Annotated in this window: 12 protein-coding genes and 2 pseudogenes; 8 read left to right on the forward strand and 6 right to left on the reverse strand. The window is 60.5% G+C overall.

Annotated features, from left to right (window positions below; all coding sequences use genetic code 11):
* From TQ29_RS17730 to TQ29_RS17760, 8 genes and pseudogenes are all read left to right on the forward strand, one after another.
* The coding region (locus TQ29_RS17730; RefSeq protein WP_173585987.1) for a type IV secretion system protein at positions 1-517 on the forward strand (517 nt) is incomplete at its 5' end.
* Positions 518-1,043: 526 nt separating this feature from the next.
* Positions 1,044-1,460 (forward strand): hypothetical protein, encoded by a 417-nt coding sequence (locus TQ29_RS17735; protein WP_255353469.1) that lies wholly within the window; start codon positions 1,044-1,046, stop codon positions 1,458-1,460.
* Positions 1,460-2,977, forward strand: a pseudogene (locus TQ29_RS17740) (type I restriction-modification system subunit M). Before TQ29_RS17735 ends, TQ29_RS17740 begins: the two are co-directional and overlap by 1 nt.
* Entirely contained in the window at positions 2,967-3,611 is a 645-nt protein-coding gene (locus TQ29_RS20410) for a restriction endonuclease subunit S (RefSeq protein ID WP_082386769.1), read from the forward strand. The pseudogene TQ29_RS17740 and the gene TQ29_RS20410 overlap by 11 nt, the downstream one beginning before the upstream one ends.
* Positions 3,580-4,152, forward strand: coding sequence for a restriction endonuclease subunit S (locus tag TQ29_RS17745; RefSeq protein WP_082386770.1), 573 nt, complete (start codon positions 3,580-3,582; stop codon positions 4,150-4,152). Before TQ29_RS20410 ends, TQ29_RS17745 begins: the two co-directional genes overlap by 32 nt.
* Entirely contained in the window at positions 4,152-5,873 is a 1,722-nt protein-coding gene (locus TQ29_RS17750) for a TIGR04141 family sporadically distributed protein (RefSeq protein ID WP_054540509.1), read from the forward strand. The genes TQ29_RS17745 and TQ29_RS17750 overlap by 1 nt, the downstream gene beginning before the upstream one ends.
* Positions 5,870-9,094 carry a type I restriction endonuclease subunit R gene (locus tag TQ29_RS17755; protein WP_173585988.1) on the forward strand — a complete coding sequence of 1,075 codons (3,225 nt, stop codon included), beginning with the start codon at positions 5,870-5,872 and terminating at the stop codon, positions 9,092-9,094. Before TQ29_RS17750 ends, TQ29_RS17755 begins: the two co-directional genes overlap by 4 nt.
* Complete coding sequence (locus tag TQ29_RS17760) at positions 9,091-9,807, forward strand: M48 family metallopeptidase (RefSeq protein ID WP_054540511.1); 717 nt, start codon at positions 9,091-9,093, stop codon at positions 9,805-9,807. Before TQ29_RS17755 ends, TQ29_RS17760 begins: the two co-directional genes overlap by 4 nt.
* A 164-nt stretch (positions 9,808-9,971) precedes the next feature.
* On the opposite strand, the gene TQ29_RS17765 is transcribed toward TQ29_RS17760, so the two are convergent.
* The 6 genes and pseudogenes from TQ29_RS17765 to TQ29_RS17785 form a co-directional block, all read right to left on the reverse strand.
* Entirely contained in the window at positions 9,972-11,972 is a 2,001-nt protein-coding gene (locus tag TQ29_RS17765) for a type IV secretory system conjugative DNA transfer family protein (protein WP_054540512.1), read from the reverse strand.
* 8 nt (positions 11,973-11,980) lie between these two features.
* Positions 11,981-14,314 (reverse strand): relaxase/mobilization nuclease domain-containing protein, encoded by a 2,334-nt coding sequence (locus TQ29_RS17770; protein WP_054540513.1) that lies wholly within the window; start codon positions 14,312-14,314, stop codon positions 11,981-11,983.
* Positions 14,301-14,894, reverse strand: a complete 594-nt coding sequence (locus TQ29_RS17775) for a transposase (protein ID WP_054540514.1) — start codon at positions 14,892-14,894, stop codon at positions 14,301-14,303. Before TQ29_RS17775 ends, TQ29_RS17770 begins: the two co-directional genes overlap by 14 nt.
* Before the next feature lie 519 nt (positions 14,895-15,413).
* A complete protein-coding gene (locus TQ29_RS17780; protein ID WP_007120662.1) occupies positions 15,414-15,620 on the reverse strand; it encodes a hypothetical protein in 207 nt (68 codons plus the stop codon).
* Between the two features lie 538 nt (positions 15,621-16,158).
* Positions 16,159-16,254: pseudogene (locus TQ29_RS21315) on the reverse strand (DUF2493 domain-containing protein); the annotation flags it as partial.
* 7 nt (positions 16,255-16,261) lie between these two features.
* Positions 16,262-17,278: a GSU2403 family nucleotidyltransferase fold protein gene (locus TQ29_RS17785; RefSeq protein ID WP_255353470.1), complete on the reverse strand. Its 1,017-nt coding sequence runs from the start codon at positions 17,276-17,278 to the stop codon at positions 16,262-16,264.

The raw sequence follows: 17,278 nt of genomic DNA on the forward strand, positions 1-17,278 counted from the left end.
GACCAAGGATTATTTCGCACGCTGGCTTTCGGCACTGATTTCCTTCGCGATATACCCGATCGTCGTTGCCGGCGTGTTCGCGACCATCACGGGTGTCTCGCGTGCGCTTCTTGCTAAGCTGGGCGACCCGGAAGGCGCCTCCAACATCGGTGCGCTCATTCCGTTCTTCATGATGGTGCTGATGGCAAAGGGATTCATCATAGCAACGCCATTCCTGGTTCGGGCAATTTCCGGCAACATCATGATGCCGGCACTTTCGGCAGGGTTCGGGGGGAGCTATGCGTTCGCCAGAGGGCTGGCAGGTAGCCAACAGGTTTACAACCGTTACGCCATCGGGGGTGCAACCGGGGCTGAATACGCAGCCCTTCGAGCGCGACAATTCTTCGGTGTGCAAGCGTTGCCAAGCCGGCCCAACACAGCGGGTGGGCCAACTGCATCTCCTGCCGGCGACGGGACCGGAACTGGCGCTAGGATGCTGGCGCAGCTTTCAAGGTTGGGTCGTCTCGGAAGACGGTGACGGCACGGAGCCGAGTTACTGCTTTGGACCGCGATGCTGAGAAGCGGCCCGCCAGAAGAGACATTTGCTGCGAACGTTAGAACAGGCCCAGTATGCATGGGTTGCGGCAACGTGGAGTCCTTCCACATCACCAAAGTCTGGCGAACTCGGGCAGGACTTCATCGAAACGATCATGAAAAGGAAGTGGGGACATGAGCTTACACCGTCGCAAGGGCTATGGTCGGCCCCCCTTGCATGGTAGTGAAAGACCCCTTATTTTTCTCTGTAGGGGAAAAACTGCATTTCAGCGGGTTGACTCGCCAACCTGACCCGCCTATTTCTCTGTAATAAGACTTACAGAGGTTTTCTTTAATGCGACTCTCGGATCTCTCCGACATTCACTCAGGATACACAGCGCGCGGAAGACTCGATCCCGTGTTGGAGGGTGGCGTGCCGGCACTGCAACTGCGCGATGTCGGAACGACCGGCGAGATGCCGGGCTCGGACTTCCAAAGGTACAATCTGAACAAGCTGTCCGACCGCTACTTTGTCCGCGGCGGCGAGGTGGTATTCCGCTCACGCGGGCGAGCCGAATGCTGCTGCAGCCATTCCCGATCCGCTGCCCGAGCCTATCGTTGTCATCGTCCCATTATTGATCGTTCGCCCCGACAGGGGCCGCATTCTCCCGGAATACCTGGCTTGGGCCATCAACCAGCCTGATGCGCAGCGGCAGCTTGGTGCGGAAGCACAGGGCACAAGTCTAAGAATGATCCCGAAGACGGTTCTCGAGAACCTCGAGATCGCTGTCCCCGACCTGACCACACAAAAAAGCATTGTCGAACTCAATGCCCTTGCCCGGCAGGAGGGACAGTTGCTCCGCCGGCTCGCTGCTCGCCGGGAGAACCTCCTGAGCGCCATTCTCGGTGAGGCCGCGAAGGCCGCCGACCAGAAGGAGATTGCCTGATGACCGACCAGATTACTCAACAGCAAATCAATCAGACCGCCTGGGCGGCTTGCGACACCTTCCGGGGTGCTGTCGATGCCCGGTCAGTACAAGGACTACATTCTCGTGATGTTGTTCCTGAAGTACATTTCGGACCTCTGGAATGATCATATCGAGACCTACCGCAAGCAATACGGGGACGATGATGCGCGCATCCGTCGGCGGTTGGAACGTGAACGCTTCATCCTGCCGAGGGTGCCAGCTTCTATGATCTCTACGCGCAGCGAAACGAGCCCAACATCGGCGAGCTGATCAATATCGCGCTTGAAAAGATCGAAGACGCGAACCGCGCGAAGCTCGAGGGCGTCTTCCGCAATATCGACTTCAATTCCGAGGCCAATCTCGGCCGCCCGAAGGATCGCAACCGCCGCCTCAAGAACATGCTTGAGGACTTCGCCAAGCCCGCCCTCGACCTGCGCCCGTCGCGGGTGACCGAGGACATCATCGGCGAGTGCTACATCTACCTGATTTCCCGCTTCGCCTCGGACGCCGGTAAGAAGGCGGGCGAATTCTATACCCCGACCGCTGTTTCCGGTCTGCTCGCCAAGCTGGCCGCGCCTCAGCCCGGCGATACCATTTGCGATCCGGCATGTGGGTCGGGCTCTCTGCTTATTCAGGCATCACAGGAAGTCGGGTCCGAAAACTTCGCCCTCTACGGGCAAGAGGTGAACGGCGCTACCTGGGCGCTGGCTCGGATGAACATGTTCCTGCACGCGAAGGACGCGGCCCGCATCGAATGGTGCGACACGCTGAATAGCCCGACGCTGGTCGAGGGCGATCACCTCATGCGCTTCGACGTGGTGCTCGCCAATCCGCCGTTCTCGCTCGACAAGTGGGGTGCGGAAGACGCCGACAGCGACCAGTACAACCGCTTCTGGCGGGGTGTACCGCCCAAGTCCAAGGGCGACTACGCCTTCATCACCCACATGATCGAGATCGCCAAGCGCCAGTCCGGCCGCATCGCGGTGATCGTGCCGCATGGCGTTCTGTTCCGGGGCGGCGCGGAGGGGCGCATCCGACAGCAGCTGATCGAGGAGAACCTGCTTGACGCGGTCGTCGGCCTGCCCGCCAATCTGTTCACCACCACGGGGATCCCGGTCGCCATCCTGATCTTCGACCGTTCGCGCGAGGAAGGCGGCGCGAACGCGGACCGGCGCGACGTGCTGTTCATCGACGCCAGCAAGGAATTCACGCCGGGCAAGACCCAGAACGTGATGGACGAGGCCCATGTCGCCAAGGTGCTGGAGACCTACGCCACCCGCGCTGAGGTCGAGCGGTATTCTCATCGGGCAGCGCCTGAGGAGATCGCCGAGAACGGCTACAACCTCAACATCCCCCGCTACGTCGACACCTTCGAGCCGGAGGAAGAAATCGACGTCGCCGCCGTGCAGAAGGAAATCCTGCGGATCGAGGGTGAACTTGCTGACGTCCGGACGAAAATGGCCGGGTATCTGAAGGAGCTCGGCGTTGAAGCCTGAAGGTTGGGAAATCACCACTGTTGGCAAGACCGTCAACATCGCTTCTGGGCAAGTCGACCCCAAGGACGAAGCGATAGCTGACCTGATCAGCGTCGGGCCAGACAACTTGTTGTCAGGCGGCGGTATTGAAAAGAGTAGTTTGAAATCTGCACGAGAGCTTGGGCAGATCTCAGGTAAGTATGCTTTTGATCGAAACGCAATCCTCTATTCAAAGATCCGTCCCAACCTGAACAAGGTGGCTCTGCCTAGCTTCGACGGCATTTGTAGTGCGGACATGTATCCGATGTGGGTTTCAGATTCCGCGCGTGCAAATCGAGAGTTCATCTATTTTGTGCTGACGTCACAAGGTTTCGTCTCGTCCGCGACTTCTCGTTCCTTCCGGACGGGATTGCCAAAGATCAATCGAGAAGATTTGGAGGCCATTGAATTTCCTTTGCCGCCTCTCCCAGAACAGCGCAAGATCGCCCGAGATCCTGCGAATCTGGGACGACGCGCTCAAAAAGCTCGCCACCCTCCGCGCAGCGAAGAACAAGCGCTTGGGTGCCCTTCGCTATGCGATGCTCTTCGGCGAGTTGCGCCTTGGCGACCAGCGCCGAAACTGGGTGCCGACACGCCTTGCCGCTGTCACCCATGAACTGACCGCCCGAAACGGGGCAAAGGGGTTCGGGCGCGACTACGTGATGGGCGTCACCAAGGCCCAGGGTGTCGTGCCCATGCGCGAGCAGACCATCGCCGGTGACATCAGCCGCTACAAGCGCCTTCCCCCGCGCGCCTTCGCCTACAACCCGATGCGCATCAATGTCGGCTCTATCGCGATGAACGAGCGCGATGAGGAAGTCCTAGTCAGCCCCGACTACGTCGTTTTCGCGTGCAATGCCGATGGCCTTGACCCCGATTACCTTGACCACCTGCGCAAGACGTCCTGGTGGGCCCATTACATCAACAGCGGCGGCTCCGGCAGCGTGCGCCAGCGCACCTACTATGACGACCTCGCCGCGCTGAAGCTGCCCCTGCCGGAACTGGACGAGCAGAAAGCCATCGCCGCTGCCCTGAACACAGCGCGCGACGACCTCGCCGCCACCGAGCGCGAAATCGAAGCCGTCACCCGTCAGAAACGCGGCCTCATGCAGAAGCTGCTGACGGGCGAGTGGCGGGTCGAAGGGGAGGATTCCTGATGGCAAAGAAGATGCAAACCCTGACATTCCGCCTTCTCAGAAAAGGACGGGCACCCGCAAAAGCGATCTCTCCGACCTTTGCGGAGGACGGTGAAAAACCCCTCACGTCAGAACCTTGGCCCCCAATCGAAGGTGGTGAGGTCTACTTTGGGCAGATATATCGCAAGCCGCCAGTTTGGGCGGACTTCATTTCCACCGGCCTCGAAAGAACGCTTGATGGCATGATGACTGGCGGAGCCGGTGCGGTCGTTTTCGTCCCGGTCAAAGGCAGGTATGTTGCTGTCTGTTTTGGCCAGATACATATGGCGCTGAATGACGATGCGTTCGAACGTCAGTTCGGCTTGAAGGTCACGCTGAATTCCGTTCCTGGGAGCAGCATTCGTTCGCTTGACCTTGCAACGCCTGATGCCGTGACCTTTCAAAAGCGGGTGCAAGCCAGCCGAGACAGTGACGTGAACACCTTTGGTGTCGATCAACTACGCGATATAGCAAGGGTTGCAGGCGGCACGCCTAAGGACCCGAATTTTGCACGCTTCATTGCAGGCAAAGACTCATTGTCAATCACCTGTGAGATCGGCCCGGGCGATATCGAGGCGAAATGTGCAGAGATATTCCAGGTCTATGAGAAGAAAGACTATCGAACCGATTTCAAATGGGTCGATAATCTGCGGCCCGTCATCGAAAAGGACCTCATTGAACAGCTGGACCAGGAGTTGTTTTCGGACCTGAGTGAGTTGCGAAAGGGCAATCCGGCGGACCTGCACATGTCACCACCGGAAGTGGTCGACTACACGGAAGGAAGTGAACTGCACTACAACGGTTTCCGCAGCCACGGCGTCACATTCCATAGCTTGGCGATAGCTGACTATGTCAGCGAGTTAAACAGATGCAAATTTGCCGGTGACATCAAGGAGATCAAGGAAAAGCATCGTATATCGGCAAAACCTTCTGACAAGGACGAATTCTCAGAAAAGTGGAAAGTGTACGATTGCTTTGTCCACGAAGCATCTTTGAGCTCAGGGGGGACCACACGTCACTATATCCTGTTCGCGGGAAACTGGTTTCAGGTCGAAGCCTCTTTCAAAGACAGCGTCGATAGCTTTTTCGATGGCATCGATAGGGTTGCTATCGTTGGTAAGACCGCTGCGCATAATGAGCAGGAACTCATAGAAGACTTGGTCAAAACGCGGGCTGGCGACTTACTAAAGCTCGACAAGACAAAGATAAACCCGACTGGCGTAAAAAACGCGAACCTCGAACCTGCGGATTTTCTGTCCGACAAGAAGCACTTCATTCATTTGAAGGATGGTCACTCGTCCGGCCCTATTAGTCATTTGTGGTCACAAGGAGTGGTTAGTGCAGAAAGCTTCGTGGGTGACAATGGCTTTCGAAAGAAGCTGCGCTCTGTTGTGAAGTCAGAAAAGAAAGGGTTTGAAGTCCACTTGCCGAGATCCACGGAACGTGTGGCCCGCGAGAATTACACAATTGTTTACGGTATCATGCGCCAGCCGTATGCAAACGGAAAGCTGGGCCTTCCGTTCTTTAGCAAAGTCAGCTTGCAAGTATCGGTTGAACGGTTGCGTCGGCTTGGCTTCGAAGTAGCAATTGAGCTGATAGAGAAGCCCGCCTCGTCAGCTAAGAAGAAGCTCTCCAAAAAAGCAAAGGCTGCTCAACTGGCAATAGTCGAAGAAACTGAAGACGAAGTTCTGGAAGAAGTATGATGGAAGAGGGATTCATCGCAGCAGAAAAACACCAGTCCCAACTTCCTGCACTTCAGCTTCTTGTCGCGCTAGGGTTTACACCCTTGTCTCAGGAGGAAGCTCTGCGCCTGCGCGGCGGGCGCCTGCGGAACGTGGTGCTGGATGACGTGCTCGCCGAGCAGCTGATGCGCATCAACCGCTTCACGCATCGGGGGAGAGAATACAGCTTTGACCTTGAGGACGCGCACGAAGCCATGCGGCGGCTCAAACCCACGCCCGACCGTATGAAGGGGCTCCGGGGGACGAACCAGGACATCTACGACTCGCTTGTCCTAGGGACGACGATCACGAAGTCCATCGACGGCGATTCAAAGAGCTACTCATTCCGCTACATCGACTGGGACCAGCCTGAGAATAACGTCTTCCACGTGACTGCCGAGTATTCGGTGGAGAGGACCGCGTCCAGCCAAACCAAGCGTTTCGACATTGTTGCTTTCGTTAATGGCATTCCGATCCTAGTGATCGAGAACAAGCGGCCGACTGAGAGCCTTAAGAAAGCAGATAGCCAGCTGATTGGCTACCAGAACGAAGACAATATCCCTCAACTCTTCCACTTCGCCCAGCTGCTAGTCTCGATGAACCGCAACAGCGCGCGCTATGCGACAGTTGGGACCAAGTCTAAGTTTTGGGCCGAGTGGCATGATGAAGAAGACACCGACGAGGCCATCGCGCCCTTCGCCAACCGCGTCCTTGCGGCGACGGAAAAAGCCTCGATCTTCTCCGGCGACTTCGCGGGCGCGCGTACCTACTTCGACGCAATGGCCGCCGAGGGCGAGCGCGCGGTCACGGTTCAAGACCGGACGGTGTACGCGCTGTGCCGACCCGCGCGGCTGCTCGATCTCATCCGCCGCTTCACCGTATTCGATGGCGGCATTCGCAAGGTCGCGCGCCACCAGCAGTTCTTCGGGATCCGCCGCGCGGTCGAGACGGTCAAGCAGCACGATATCATTGGCGCGCGCAAGGGCGGCGTGATCTGGCACACCCAAGGTTCAGGCAAGTCGCTGACAATGGTCATGCTGGGTAGATCGCTCGCCCTCGAACGCAGCATCGAGAACCCGCGGATCATCATCGTCACGGACCGCGACGATCTCGACAAGCAGATCAAGGACACTTTCAAGTCCTGCGATCTGGAGCCAGTCCGTGCGACGAGCGGGTCTCACCTACTGGAGCTTGTCCAGAACAAGGCTCCGCTGGTTACCACGATCATCAACAAGTTCGACACGGCGCTGAAGAACAGCAAGCTGGCGGACGACGATCCGAACATCTTCGTGCTGGTGGACGAGAGCCACAGGACACAGACGGGCCGATACGGCGGCCATAGCCAGTTCGCCGCCAAGATGCGCCGCCTCCTTCCCAAGGCCTGCTATCTTGGCTTCACCGGCACGCCTCTCCTCAAGAAGGAGAAGAACACGCTCTCTACCTTCGGACGGCTGATCCACCGCTACGCCATCGACGAGGCAGTTGCCGACGGTGCCGTCGTGCCGCTGCTATACGAAGGCCGGCTTGTCGAACAGCAGGTTTCGGGCGCCGTAATCGACCGCTGGTTCGAGAAGATCAGCGAGGGCCTGACCGAAAACCAGAAGCGCGATCTGAAGCGGAAGTTCTCTCGGATGGACGCTTTGGCTAAGGCCGACCAGGCCATTCGAGCCAAGGCGTTCGACATCTCCGAGCACTATCGCCAGCACTGGCAGGGAACCGGGTTCAAGGCTCAACTCGTTGCGCCATCAAAGGCGGCCGCCGTCCGCTTCAAGGAAGTCCTCGACGAGATCGGCCACGTCTCGAGTGCGATCGTAATCTCGCCGCCGGATGAGAACGAGGGCAACGAGGAGGTCGACCAGGAGTCCAAGGACCTCGTGCGCCGCTTCTGGTCGCAGATGATGGCACGGCACAAGACCGAAGAGGACTACAATCGCCAGATCATCGATGCATTCAAAGGTTCCGGCGATCCGGAGATCCTGATCGTCGTCTCAAAGCTCCTCACCGGCTTTGACGCACCTCGGAACACGGTGCTTTACGTCTGCAAGTCCTTGAAGGAGCACAACCTCCTGCAAGCAATTGCGCGTGTGAACAGGCTGTATGAAGACGGCGGCACTGAGAAGCAGTTCGGCTTCATCGTCGACTATGAGGGGCTACTGGGCGAGCTGGACAGTGCGCTGACGACTTACAGCGCCTTCGAAGGCTACGAGGCGGTCGACCTCGCCGGAACGGTTCATGACGTCCGCGAGGAAATCCGCAAGCTGCCCCAGCTGCACGACCAGCTCTGGGACCTGTTCAAGCCTGTCCGGAACAAGAAGGACATGGAACAGTTCGAGCAGCACCTCGCCGATGAGGCGCTGCGGCACGAGTTCTACGCGCGCCTCAAAGCCTTCAGCCGGTGCCTGCATATTTCGCTCTCGTCGGACAAGCTGTTCGATGTCTTCGACGAGGCCAGGATCGATGCACTCAAGCGGGACTGGAAGCAGTTCTCTGAACTGAAGCGGTCGGTCCAGCTTCGCTACCAGGAGACGGTGGACGTCCGCGAGTTCGAACCAAAAATCCAGAAGCTGCTCGATGACCATGTCGTTGCGATGCCGGCGGAAACCATCATCGAGGTGGTAAACATCAACGATCCCGACGCGCTAAAGGCAGTCGTCGAGGAAACGGGGGTTTCCGAAGCCTCCAAGGCCGACCGCATCGCCAGCGCCACCCGCCGTGCAATCACAGAGAAGATGGGTGAAGACCCGACGTTCTACAAACAGTTCTCCGAGCTGCTCGAAGAAACCATCCGGGCCTACCGCGAAAAGCGGCTCTCCGAGCGCGAATACCTGAACAGTGTCATGGATCTCGCGAGCAAGGTGGCCCGCAAGGATCGGGGACGGGATGTTCCGGAAAGCATTAGGGGCGATGAGGATGCTCAGGCCTTCTTCGGCGTCCTGGATGGTCAGCTCAAGACCAAAACCGATGAGTCAGTGACAGGCGACGAGGTCGCAGCGATCGCTCAACAGATCATCGACATCATCAAATCGCAACTGATCGTGGACATTTGGTCGAACGAGGTGGCCCAGAACAATCTGCGAAACGCCATTGATGACTATTTCTTCGATGTCCTGCGCGACGAGAAGGACATCGACCTTCCCGTAGAAGTACTCGACGATCTCGAACTCAAGATTATGGATCTTGCCCGGGCCCGGTTCGCAGCATGACACGGGAGTTGCACTGCCTGCGGTACGGCGAGCAGGAGATCCAGTACGAGATTGTCCGGCGCCCGAGGAAGACACTGGAGATCGCCGTCGAGCCCGATGCGTCGGTGTTGATCGCGGCCCCGGAGGACGCGACACTAGACGCCATCGAAGCCAAGCTGCGGAAGCGCGCGGCATGGGTGACAAGGCAGCAGCGGTACTTCTCCCAGTTCCTGCCGCGCACGCCGGAGCGCAGGTTCGTCGCCGGGGAGACTCATCTCTACCTCGGGCGCCAATACCGGCTGAAGGTCGTCCCGCATGTCCGGGAAAGCGTAAAGCTGATCCGCGGCTTCATCGTCGTCCAGACTCACCGGCCGACCAGTCCGGAGGTGACACGCGAACTGGTCGAGGCATGGTACCGGGACCGGGCCCACATCAAGTTTCCGGAACGGATCGAACTCTGCCTCGGTCTGTTCCCGGATCCCGAGGCATTCCGGCCGAAAGGTCTCATCGTTCGCCAGACCCGGCAAAGATGGGGATCCATGTCTCCGACCGGACGCTTGCTACTCAATCGGCGTCTGGTTCAAGCCCCAGTCGATGCCATAGACTACGTGATAACCCACGAACTCTGCCATGTGGCGGAGCCAAATCACGGGGCGACGTTCTTCGAACTTCTCGACAAGGTGATGCCCGATTGGGAGCGTCGGAAGCAGCGGCTTGAGCGAGCCATGGCCTAAAAACTATCGAACCCGGCCGAAGCCAGATCTGGAGAACGCTCTTTCGGAGGCCATGGGCGGAAAGGGTGCGAGTCGAACGTCCGGTTTCGAGAGCTGCCTCAAGGCCATTCGCGGCCACTTCGAACTTCCGCAATCTACCCCGCAAGAGAGTCGCTTTTTTCATCCTATCGAGCAACCAGCTTTCCGACATCCCCGTCCTGCAGCATCGCTTCCATCTCGTCCAAGCCATCGACAGCAGAGCGCATCTGCACCTTATCAACTACGCTCGCAGCCTCGGCATCCGCAATCTGGCTCCCAAAATCCATCTCCATCTGTCGCTGTTCCTCAGCGATCACAGCTTGAACGACAGGCGCGGTCTTTTTTGAAGCGACGTCGGTTTGCCCCGACTTTTGAGTGCCCGCTTCTTGGCGTGTGGTCTCCACAACGGCGTCAGACCCACCTGGTCCGTTCGCGGGCGGCGACATCGGCATGGCGCGCACACTCAGCGGCAGCGTGCCTTGCGATCCCCCTCCCCCCGGCTTCGGAAACGGCAACTCGCCTGATTGCGCCGCGTGGATCGCCTTGAACAGCCGATCGTCAAAATATTGGATCCGCTTCGCGCGGACCGGCATCTGGGCATCGATGACCATGACGATCTCGTCGAGCGGTAGGCGGCGCGCCTCATCCTCGGGCAGGAGAGAGCTCTCTTCAGTCCGCGTGGATTGGCTGCGCCCTTCAAAGGGGTTCTTCCCGATGGACTGAGAGCGCGTGATAACGGTCTTCGTGGTCTTGCCAACCGCCTTGCTCAGCTCTTCGACGGTTTTTTCATCCGAGGGCGTCAAATAGAGCTTCACGCCGGCATTGCCCTGCAGGGCGCGCCGGGTGTTTTCGCCATAGATTTCATCGAGGGCGGGGATCGTTTGCGTGACCACGGCCAGATGTCCACGATAGGTACGCAGGGTCTCGATGCTCTCGACCACGATGGGCATCTTGCCGAGGCGATTGAACTCGTCGAGCATGATCATTACGGGCCAGGGCTCATCCGGTCCGGGATCCTTTTCCTGCATGGCGGAGAGAAGGTCGGAGAAAAACAGCCGGATCAGCGGCGCGAGCGGCTTCACCATCAGCGGCTGGACCACGAGATAGACCGAAAAGGGCTTCTTGCGGATCGTCCGGAAGTCAAAGTCCGACACGGACGTCGCCTCATCGATCGCCGGGTTCTGCCATTGGTCGAGCCCCGATGTCATCAGGAGCGAGACGTAAGAGGTCAGGGTGTCATTGTTGGTCGAGGCCAGCCGCGTGAAGATCAGCTTGGCCGCCCTGTTGTCCACCTCATGGCCCCGCGCGAAATACTCCTTCTGCTTGTTCCCGCCCGAGGCGGCGATGCGGTAGATCTCGCCCAAGGTGGGGCGCTTGCGCTGGAAGGCCAGCAGGCCTGCCGCCACGAAGAGATCGATCCCGCCTTTGAGGAGCCCCTGCACCCGGTCATTGTCGCTTTGCAGGAAAAGCGTCGCCAGGAGCTGCAGTTCCATCTGCTGGCGCGCGGGATCTTTCAGCTCAAAGATGCGCAGGAGCGGGTTGTAGCGATGCGTGCGCTTGCCCTCCCAATCGGTGGGGGCAAAGCGATAGACCTTGTCGCCTTGGGCTGCGCGGTGCCGGGCCGTGGCCTCGAAACACTCGCCCTTCACATCGAGCGTCACGGCGGAGCCTTGCCAGGTCAGCAGGTTCGGAATGACAAAGCCCGTGGTCTTGCCGCGGCCCGTGGGGGCCACGATCAGCGCATGGGGGAAGACCTTGGAGCAAATGTAGTTGGCGCGGGAGCCCGGCGGCCCCAGCTTGCCGAGGATGAACCCGGTGCCCGGCGCCCCGAAGAAGCCATTGGCCTTCATCTCGCGCTCGGTCTGCCAATGGGTCTGGCCAAACCGTGTGAGGGCGGAGCCCGAGAGGGCGAGGCTCAGCATCAGGCCGGCAGCCGCGAAGCTGCCGATGATCAGGTGAATAAGTTGCGCGTCCTCCGGTCGGCGATCAAGGATCGCCAGATAGTTCTGCGCGATATAGGCAAAGTCGATCTCGGCCCCGAAGCCGAGATCCTGGTAGGCCAGCACCGCCGAGGCGATGGTATAGCCCATGGCCCCGGTCACAAGCGTCACCAACAGGACGCCTGTGGCGATCCGCGCTTTTCCCATGGAGGCGCTCAATGGACCTGACCCCGCTCGGTCTCGCCATCCACGTCTGTGGTGCGGTGTTTTTCGTATTCGGTGTCGGCAAGATCATCGACCACCTGGCGCAAGGCCTCCGTGTTGGCCGTCGCGGCATCGGATTGCAGATAGACCTTGGCGACATAGAGCCGGTCGAGGCGGTCCTCGAGAACCTTCTCCAGCGCATCGGCATCGCCGGATGTGAGCCGGTCGAGTTGGCGAACGTCCAGCACCCGCGCGATCTCGTCGCGAAATGCGTCCCGCTCCGCCTCGGTCTCGAAGGGCGCGGACAACTCCCCCGCCCGCTCATGGTCCAGAACACGCTTAATCTCGTCTGCAAGGCGGTCGGTACGGTCAGTCTGCGGCGCCGTTTCATCGCGGGTCGCGAGGGGTGCGTCACGCGTGCCAACCCCAAGCCCCTCGCGCAACTCGTTGTCGCGGCGAACCTGATTGATGGCCTCCGTGTCCCGGATCTCGACGACGGCCGCGTAGGTCGCGCCGAGCCCGCGGGCGAGGTGGGACGGCATGTCCGGATAGCGCGCTCGTAAGTCATCCGTGACAGCATCTGCAACGGGCATGCGGAGGTCGCGTGCCTCCATGATCCGGTCAACCTCGCGGATGATCTCGCTGGCGCGGGCCGCATCGGTGATGGTCTCCCTGTAGGGCTCAGACCGGTCGATCACATCGCCGGGACGTGCGAGCAAGTCCGGGTGTGCCTCGATATATGCGCGCTGCTCCGCCTCGATCCGGCGCTCCGCCCTTGAGACAACCTCCCAGTCCCGCTCCTCGATCTGCTGCGCGGTCAGGCCCTCTGCGCGCATCTCCTGACGGATTGTCCCTTCCATCGCCCGGACCGCGTCCCGGTGATAATGGAACCGCTCACTGACCGGTTCCGCTTCCATGACACCATCCCGGCGCAGCACGTTCTCCCGTTCCAGAAGCGTGCCAAGCTCGACATGGACATTGTTGAGAATGTCGCGCGCCTGTTCCAGATCGGCGCGGCGTTCGAGATTCAGATCGCGGGCTTCAGCGACCTTGGAGAGATCGTCGGCGATCCATTGATGCTCGAGAGCCGCACTCGAAGCACCGGTCTCGATCCGGGCCACGACTTCGGATGTGCTGATCCCGGTACCCCGCAGGGCCGCGTCAATGCGCGATCTCAGGTCGGGCTCGGCCAGTCGCGCGAGCTGGTTGGTGTCAATGTTCTCCTCGGAATAGATCCCGCCCTCCGAGGGGGTCTCTGACAGCGTGGATGATCGCAATCCGAGAGGCTGCATGTGCTGGACCTGCGCCTGGATCTCGATAAGGCGCTTTTCCAGCACGGGTCGGTCCGCGTCAGATTTTTCGGCGATCATGCCCTGCACCCGCGCGAGCTTCTCCGCATAGAGGCTTCTCAGATCCTCGAAACTCTGATCCTCTGCCATATACACATCTCCTGTTCGGTCCACCTGCCCGCCATGCGCCAGCACCTCGCCCGCGCGGAAGAGGGCCGACGCAATATCCTCGCGGGCTTCACGCGAAGCCTCCGCAGCAAGCGAGTGGTAGACGGTTCTGGTGTTGGCGATCTCCGCCAGCGTCCGGGTCAGGTCGGCCCCCACGCGTTCGCGCTCGCGGGGCGCGCGACCCTCTTCTTTCGCGGCGTAGACCTCGCTGGTGCGGGCCGGGTAATGCACGACGCCGCGATCCACTCGGCGCGTGGCCTCCAGGCGCACGCCATACTTCTCCGCCTCCTCGACCATTGCGAGGCGGAAGTCGTCATAGTTGAAGCGGTGGTTCCGCCCCAGAAAGAAGAACTCGCCCTCTTGCGAGCGACGGTTCAGCACCAGATGCGCATGGGGGTGATCGCGGTCCTCATGCACCGCGATGATGTAGTCGAAATGCCCCGCGTCGGTTTGGAAGAACCGCTCGGCCACGTCCGTCGCGATGTCGCGCACATCCTCGCCGCGCGTACCGATGGGGAAGGACATGAGCATGTGGGTGGTTTGGCCCAGCTTGGGTTTGAAACCCGCATCCCACCGCTTGGCAAAGCGCTCGGTCAGGTCCTTGATGTCCTTGACCTCGAGCTTCGCCTTGCCATCCAGAAACCCGCTACTGTCGACGATATGGGTAGACTTGGTGGTAAGGTAGTCGAGCTGGTTTGCGAGCTGCGATTTGGTATGCGTGCCCCCGCCCCGGATCGCCTTGAAGACCGCTGGCCGATGCCCCGCAGCCGCGCGCACAAGCTGGCTCTGCTTGGCCACATGCAGCCCCTGCATCGAGCCCCGAACGCGGCTCCAGCCATCCCGGAAGACCTCGCCCGTGACGGCATGGACGGCATCATTCAGCCGCATGGGCAAACTCCCTCAGCGCGGCCGTGGCCTGCAGTTGCATTGCGTCCCGACGGCGGCGCAGGAGCAGATCGATCTCGTCAGCAGAATCCAGAATGAACCGCGCCAGCCCGCGCATCTGGGCAAGGCGCAATTCGGTGAACTCGGCACGCGTGCCGCCCACGGCCCCCTGCCCCATCCGGTTGGCCTGCGTCATCTGCTTGGCAATTTGCGCGACCCCATTCCCGACCTCGTGCAGAGAGGCGCGGTAACGCGCCATCTCGGCCGCCATCTGCGCGTCCGGAACGAACACCCCACCCGCCGCCTGAATGAGCCGCCGCAGCCCCTCGGCCCGGCTCTCGATCCCTGCCTCGGCCAGCACCGCGTCGAGCGCCGCAAGCTCCGCAGCCGTGACCTTCACGCTGACAGCTGAGACTGGGATCGCAGCATCAGCCTGGCGCTCGGCATCAGCTTTCAGGACGTAGCGCACGGCCCGCGATGTGACCTCGAAACGCTCCGCCAACTCAGAGGTGGACACACCTTCCGCAGCCTCGCGAACGATCTGCATCTTCTCCATCTCTGTCAGGCGTTTTGTTCGGGACATGCGGAAGAAAGACCCCCTATTTCCTGCCACCTTCCACCAAGGCTGCCCCCACCTTACGATATTATACCAAGATGTCAATTATATACTTACGTCGCATTCAGTCTCAGGCAGCCTTGGTGTCCGCTTCACGCCGCGGCCCGCAGGGACGCGGCTCTGCCGCCCTCACCACCGGGCGACCCACCTGTCCTAGGGGTCCCGTCCGCCAGCACCGCCCGAGGGTCTGGACGAACACGCATGTGTTCGGACGGAGCCGCGGGCGGGCGCTAACCCCACCGACAGGGCGGACAGGCAGGGTCAAGGAGGGCCAGATTTGGGTCCCCAAATCTCTGCCGCAAAAACCGGGAGGCCCTGGCCGATAGGTTTTTGTGGATGGCCCCCTTGAGGCTGACTGGCCGGTCTGTCGCGGCCTGATCATTCGGGGAAAAGTGCGTCCCTTGAATGCGCAGGGACCGGCATCCCTGGAACAGGGATCGGGCCGCCCCAAGATCGTCCTGGGGCGGCCCATACTCGTCAGAGGATTTAGTCCTGGGGATCTTTCGCGCTCGGTGGGAACATCACCAGCTCCGAGACCGCGACCGGGAAGTCGAGCTTGAGGCTGAAGAACTCCGATCCATCCCCGTTGCGGGTGTTGCGGAACATCGCGCCCACGCGTTGAAAACGGGTGCGCTCCTGGCCATCGGTGTCGGTGAACTTGACGGGGACGGTGGCGACGTAGTGGTTGGTCATTTGGGTTACTCCTTGTTGCGATGGGGATCACCCGGCACGGGGGCAAGAGGCCCGGTCGCAAGCGCAAATGCGGAGGGTCCGCGGCTAGCCATGGAAGCCGTATTTGTGCTTGCCGAAGCGTGAGCTGAGGGCACGGACGGGCCGACCCCGTGCGATCCACATCTATGAGCAAAAAGGAGTGATCCGGATGACCCTTGCCATCACGCAGCCGCCACCATCCGCGTCCGCGTCCCGCCGAGCCTGGCCGGAGTGCTGACGGAGCCCGCCCGCGTGGATGCGATGTTCCGAAACACGCCCCGAGGGACGTGCAGGTCTTCAGCCTCATATGCGACGTCTCGACCCCTCGCGTCTTGCGCTGCTTTCGATGTGCGTGAGGTGCGCACAATCCCCAGCCCGTACCGATGCGGATGGACCGAACACTGACGGACCGGGTAGAGCGATGACAGTGCTGGCCGCCGCAGACTGCCGATCACGCGCGACCGACCGCACGCGCCATGAGACATGACGAAAGGGCCGCGCCAAGCGCGACCCCCTCTCTTCAATCCCGTGACGCCGCCTTCGCCGGGTCCGCAACCCGCATGACCGTCAGACCTTTCGCTTCCGCCTTCTGTCCGAGGTTCTGTGCGACCCCGTTGGGGCAATCACTCTCCCAACCCGTCGAGGATTAGTTTCGTCTCAGGCATCCGCTTCAGCGAGTTGCCAATATGCTCCCGCCAGCGCAGGCCAACCTCACTAGCGGTGACATAGGCATCCGTCAGATCATCAGGGCGATCCACGGCCATCGCCTCGATCAGGAAGGCCGCCTGCTCGCGGTCCTTTGCGGATTTGAGGCTGCCTGCCCCATCACGCCGCCGATCAGCAACGATCAGTTTGTGGATCGCATAGCGCTCTGGACGAGGGACCTGCACGAGAACGCCGGATCGATAGATCGCCGCTGCGTGGATCGGCTCAGCGATCAGAAAGTTCAGATAGTTCAATCCTTGGGCATTCACGCCCAACGCTGGCAGATCACGGATGGTCTCATCTCCGAAGGCCGGTGTGAGAAACTCGACCAACTGGCCGCTGCCTCCTTGGGCCCACCGCCAGGTCCGACCTTGGTCAAGAGCCGGTAAGGGATCAAATTTGAGCGCCGAGAAGGTCTCGGCCAGACCGGGATCGACCTGATCTTGCAAGGCAACGCTGAGCTTCTCGAACTGCGCGATGTCGATGTCGCCAGTATTGGCCATACCGCCAATTGGCAGACGGATACCAAGCTCGCCTTCATAGAGGCGAAATGCATTGGTTCCGACGATGGTGCCCCCCAAACGGAAAGTCCCGGCAGCCGCCATCGCCGACAGGATGGACCCCGTTGCCCGATCGGTGGGCGTCATGCCTTCCGCGCGCAAGAGCCGAACAAGCCTCGACCGTTCCGCTTGCCGATCCTTGGCGGTCGCGCGCAGCTCTTCGATCCGGTCGATTCGTGCACGCGTCTCGTCACTGTCCTCGCCGATATAGATGAACCGCATCTCGGTTCCGACGCGCCGCGCCGCATACCAATAGGCCTTGTCGCCGCGCTCCTTGAGCGTCGGCTTGCCTTCGACACCGGACAAAGCGTCGTCCTTCAAAAGACGTACCAGATCGGTATAGGCGCTCATCGCGATGCTGCTGAGTGGGGTCAT

Origin of the sequence: Actibacterium sp. EMB200-NS6 (genome assembly GCF_001305615.1) — a bacterium.
GTDB lineage: Bacteria > Pseudomonadota > Alphaproteobacteria > Rhodobacterales > Rhodobacteraceae > Actibacterium_A > Actibacterium_A naphthalenivorans.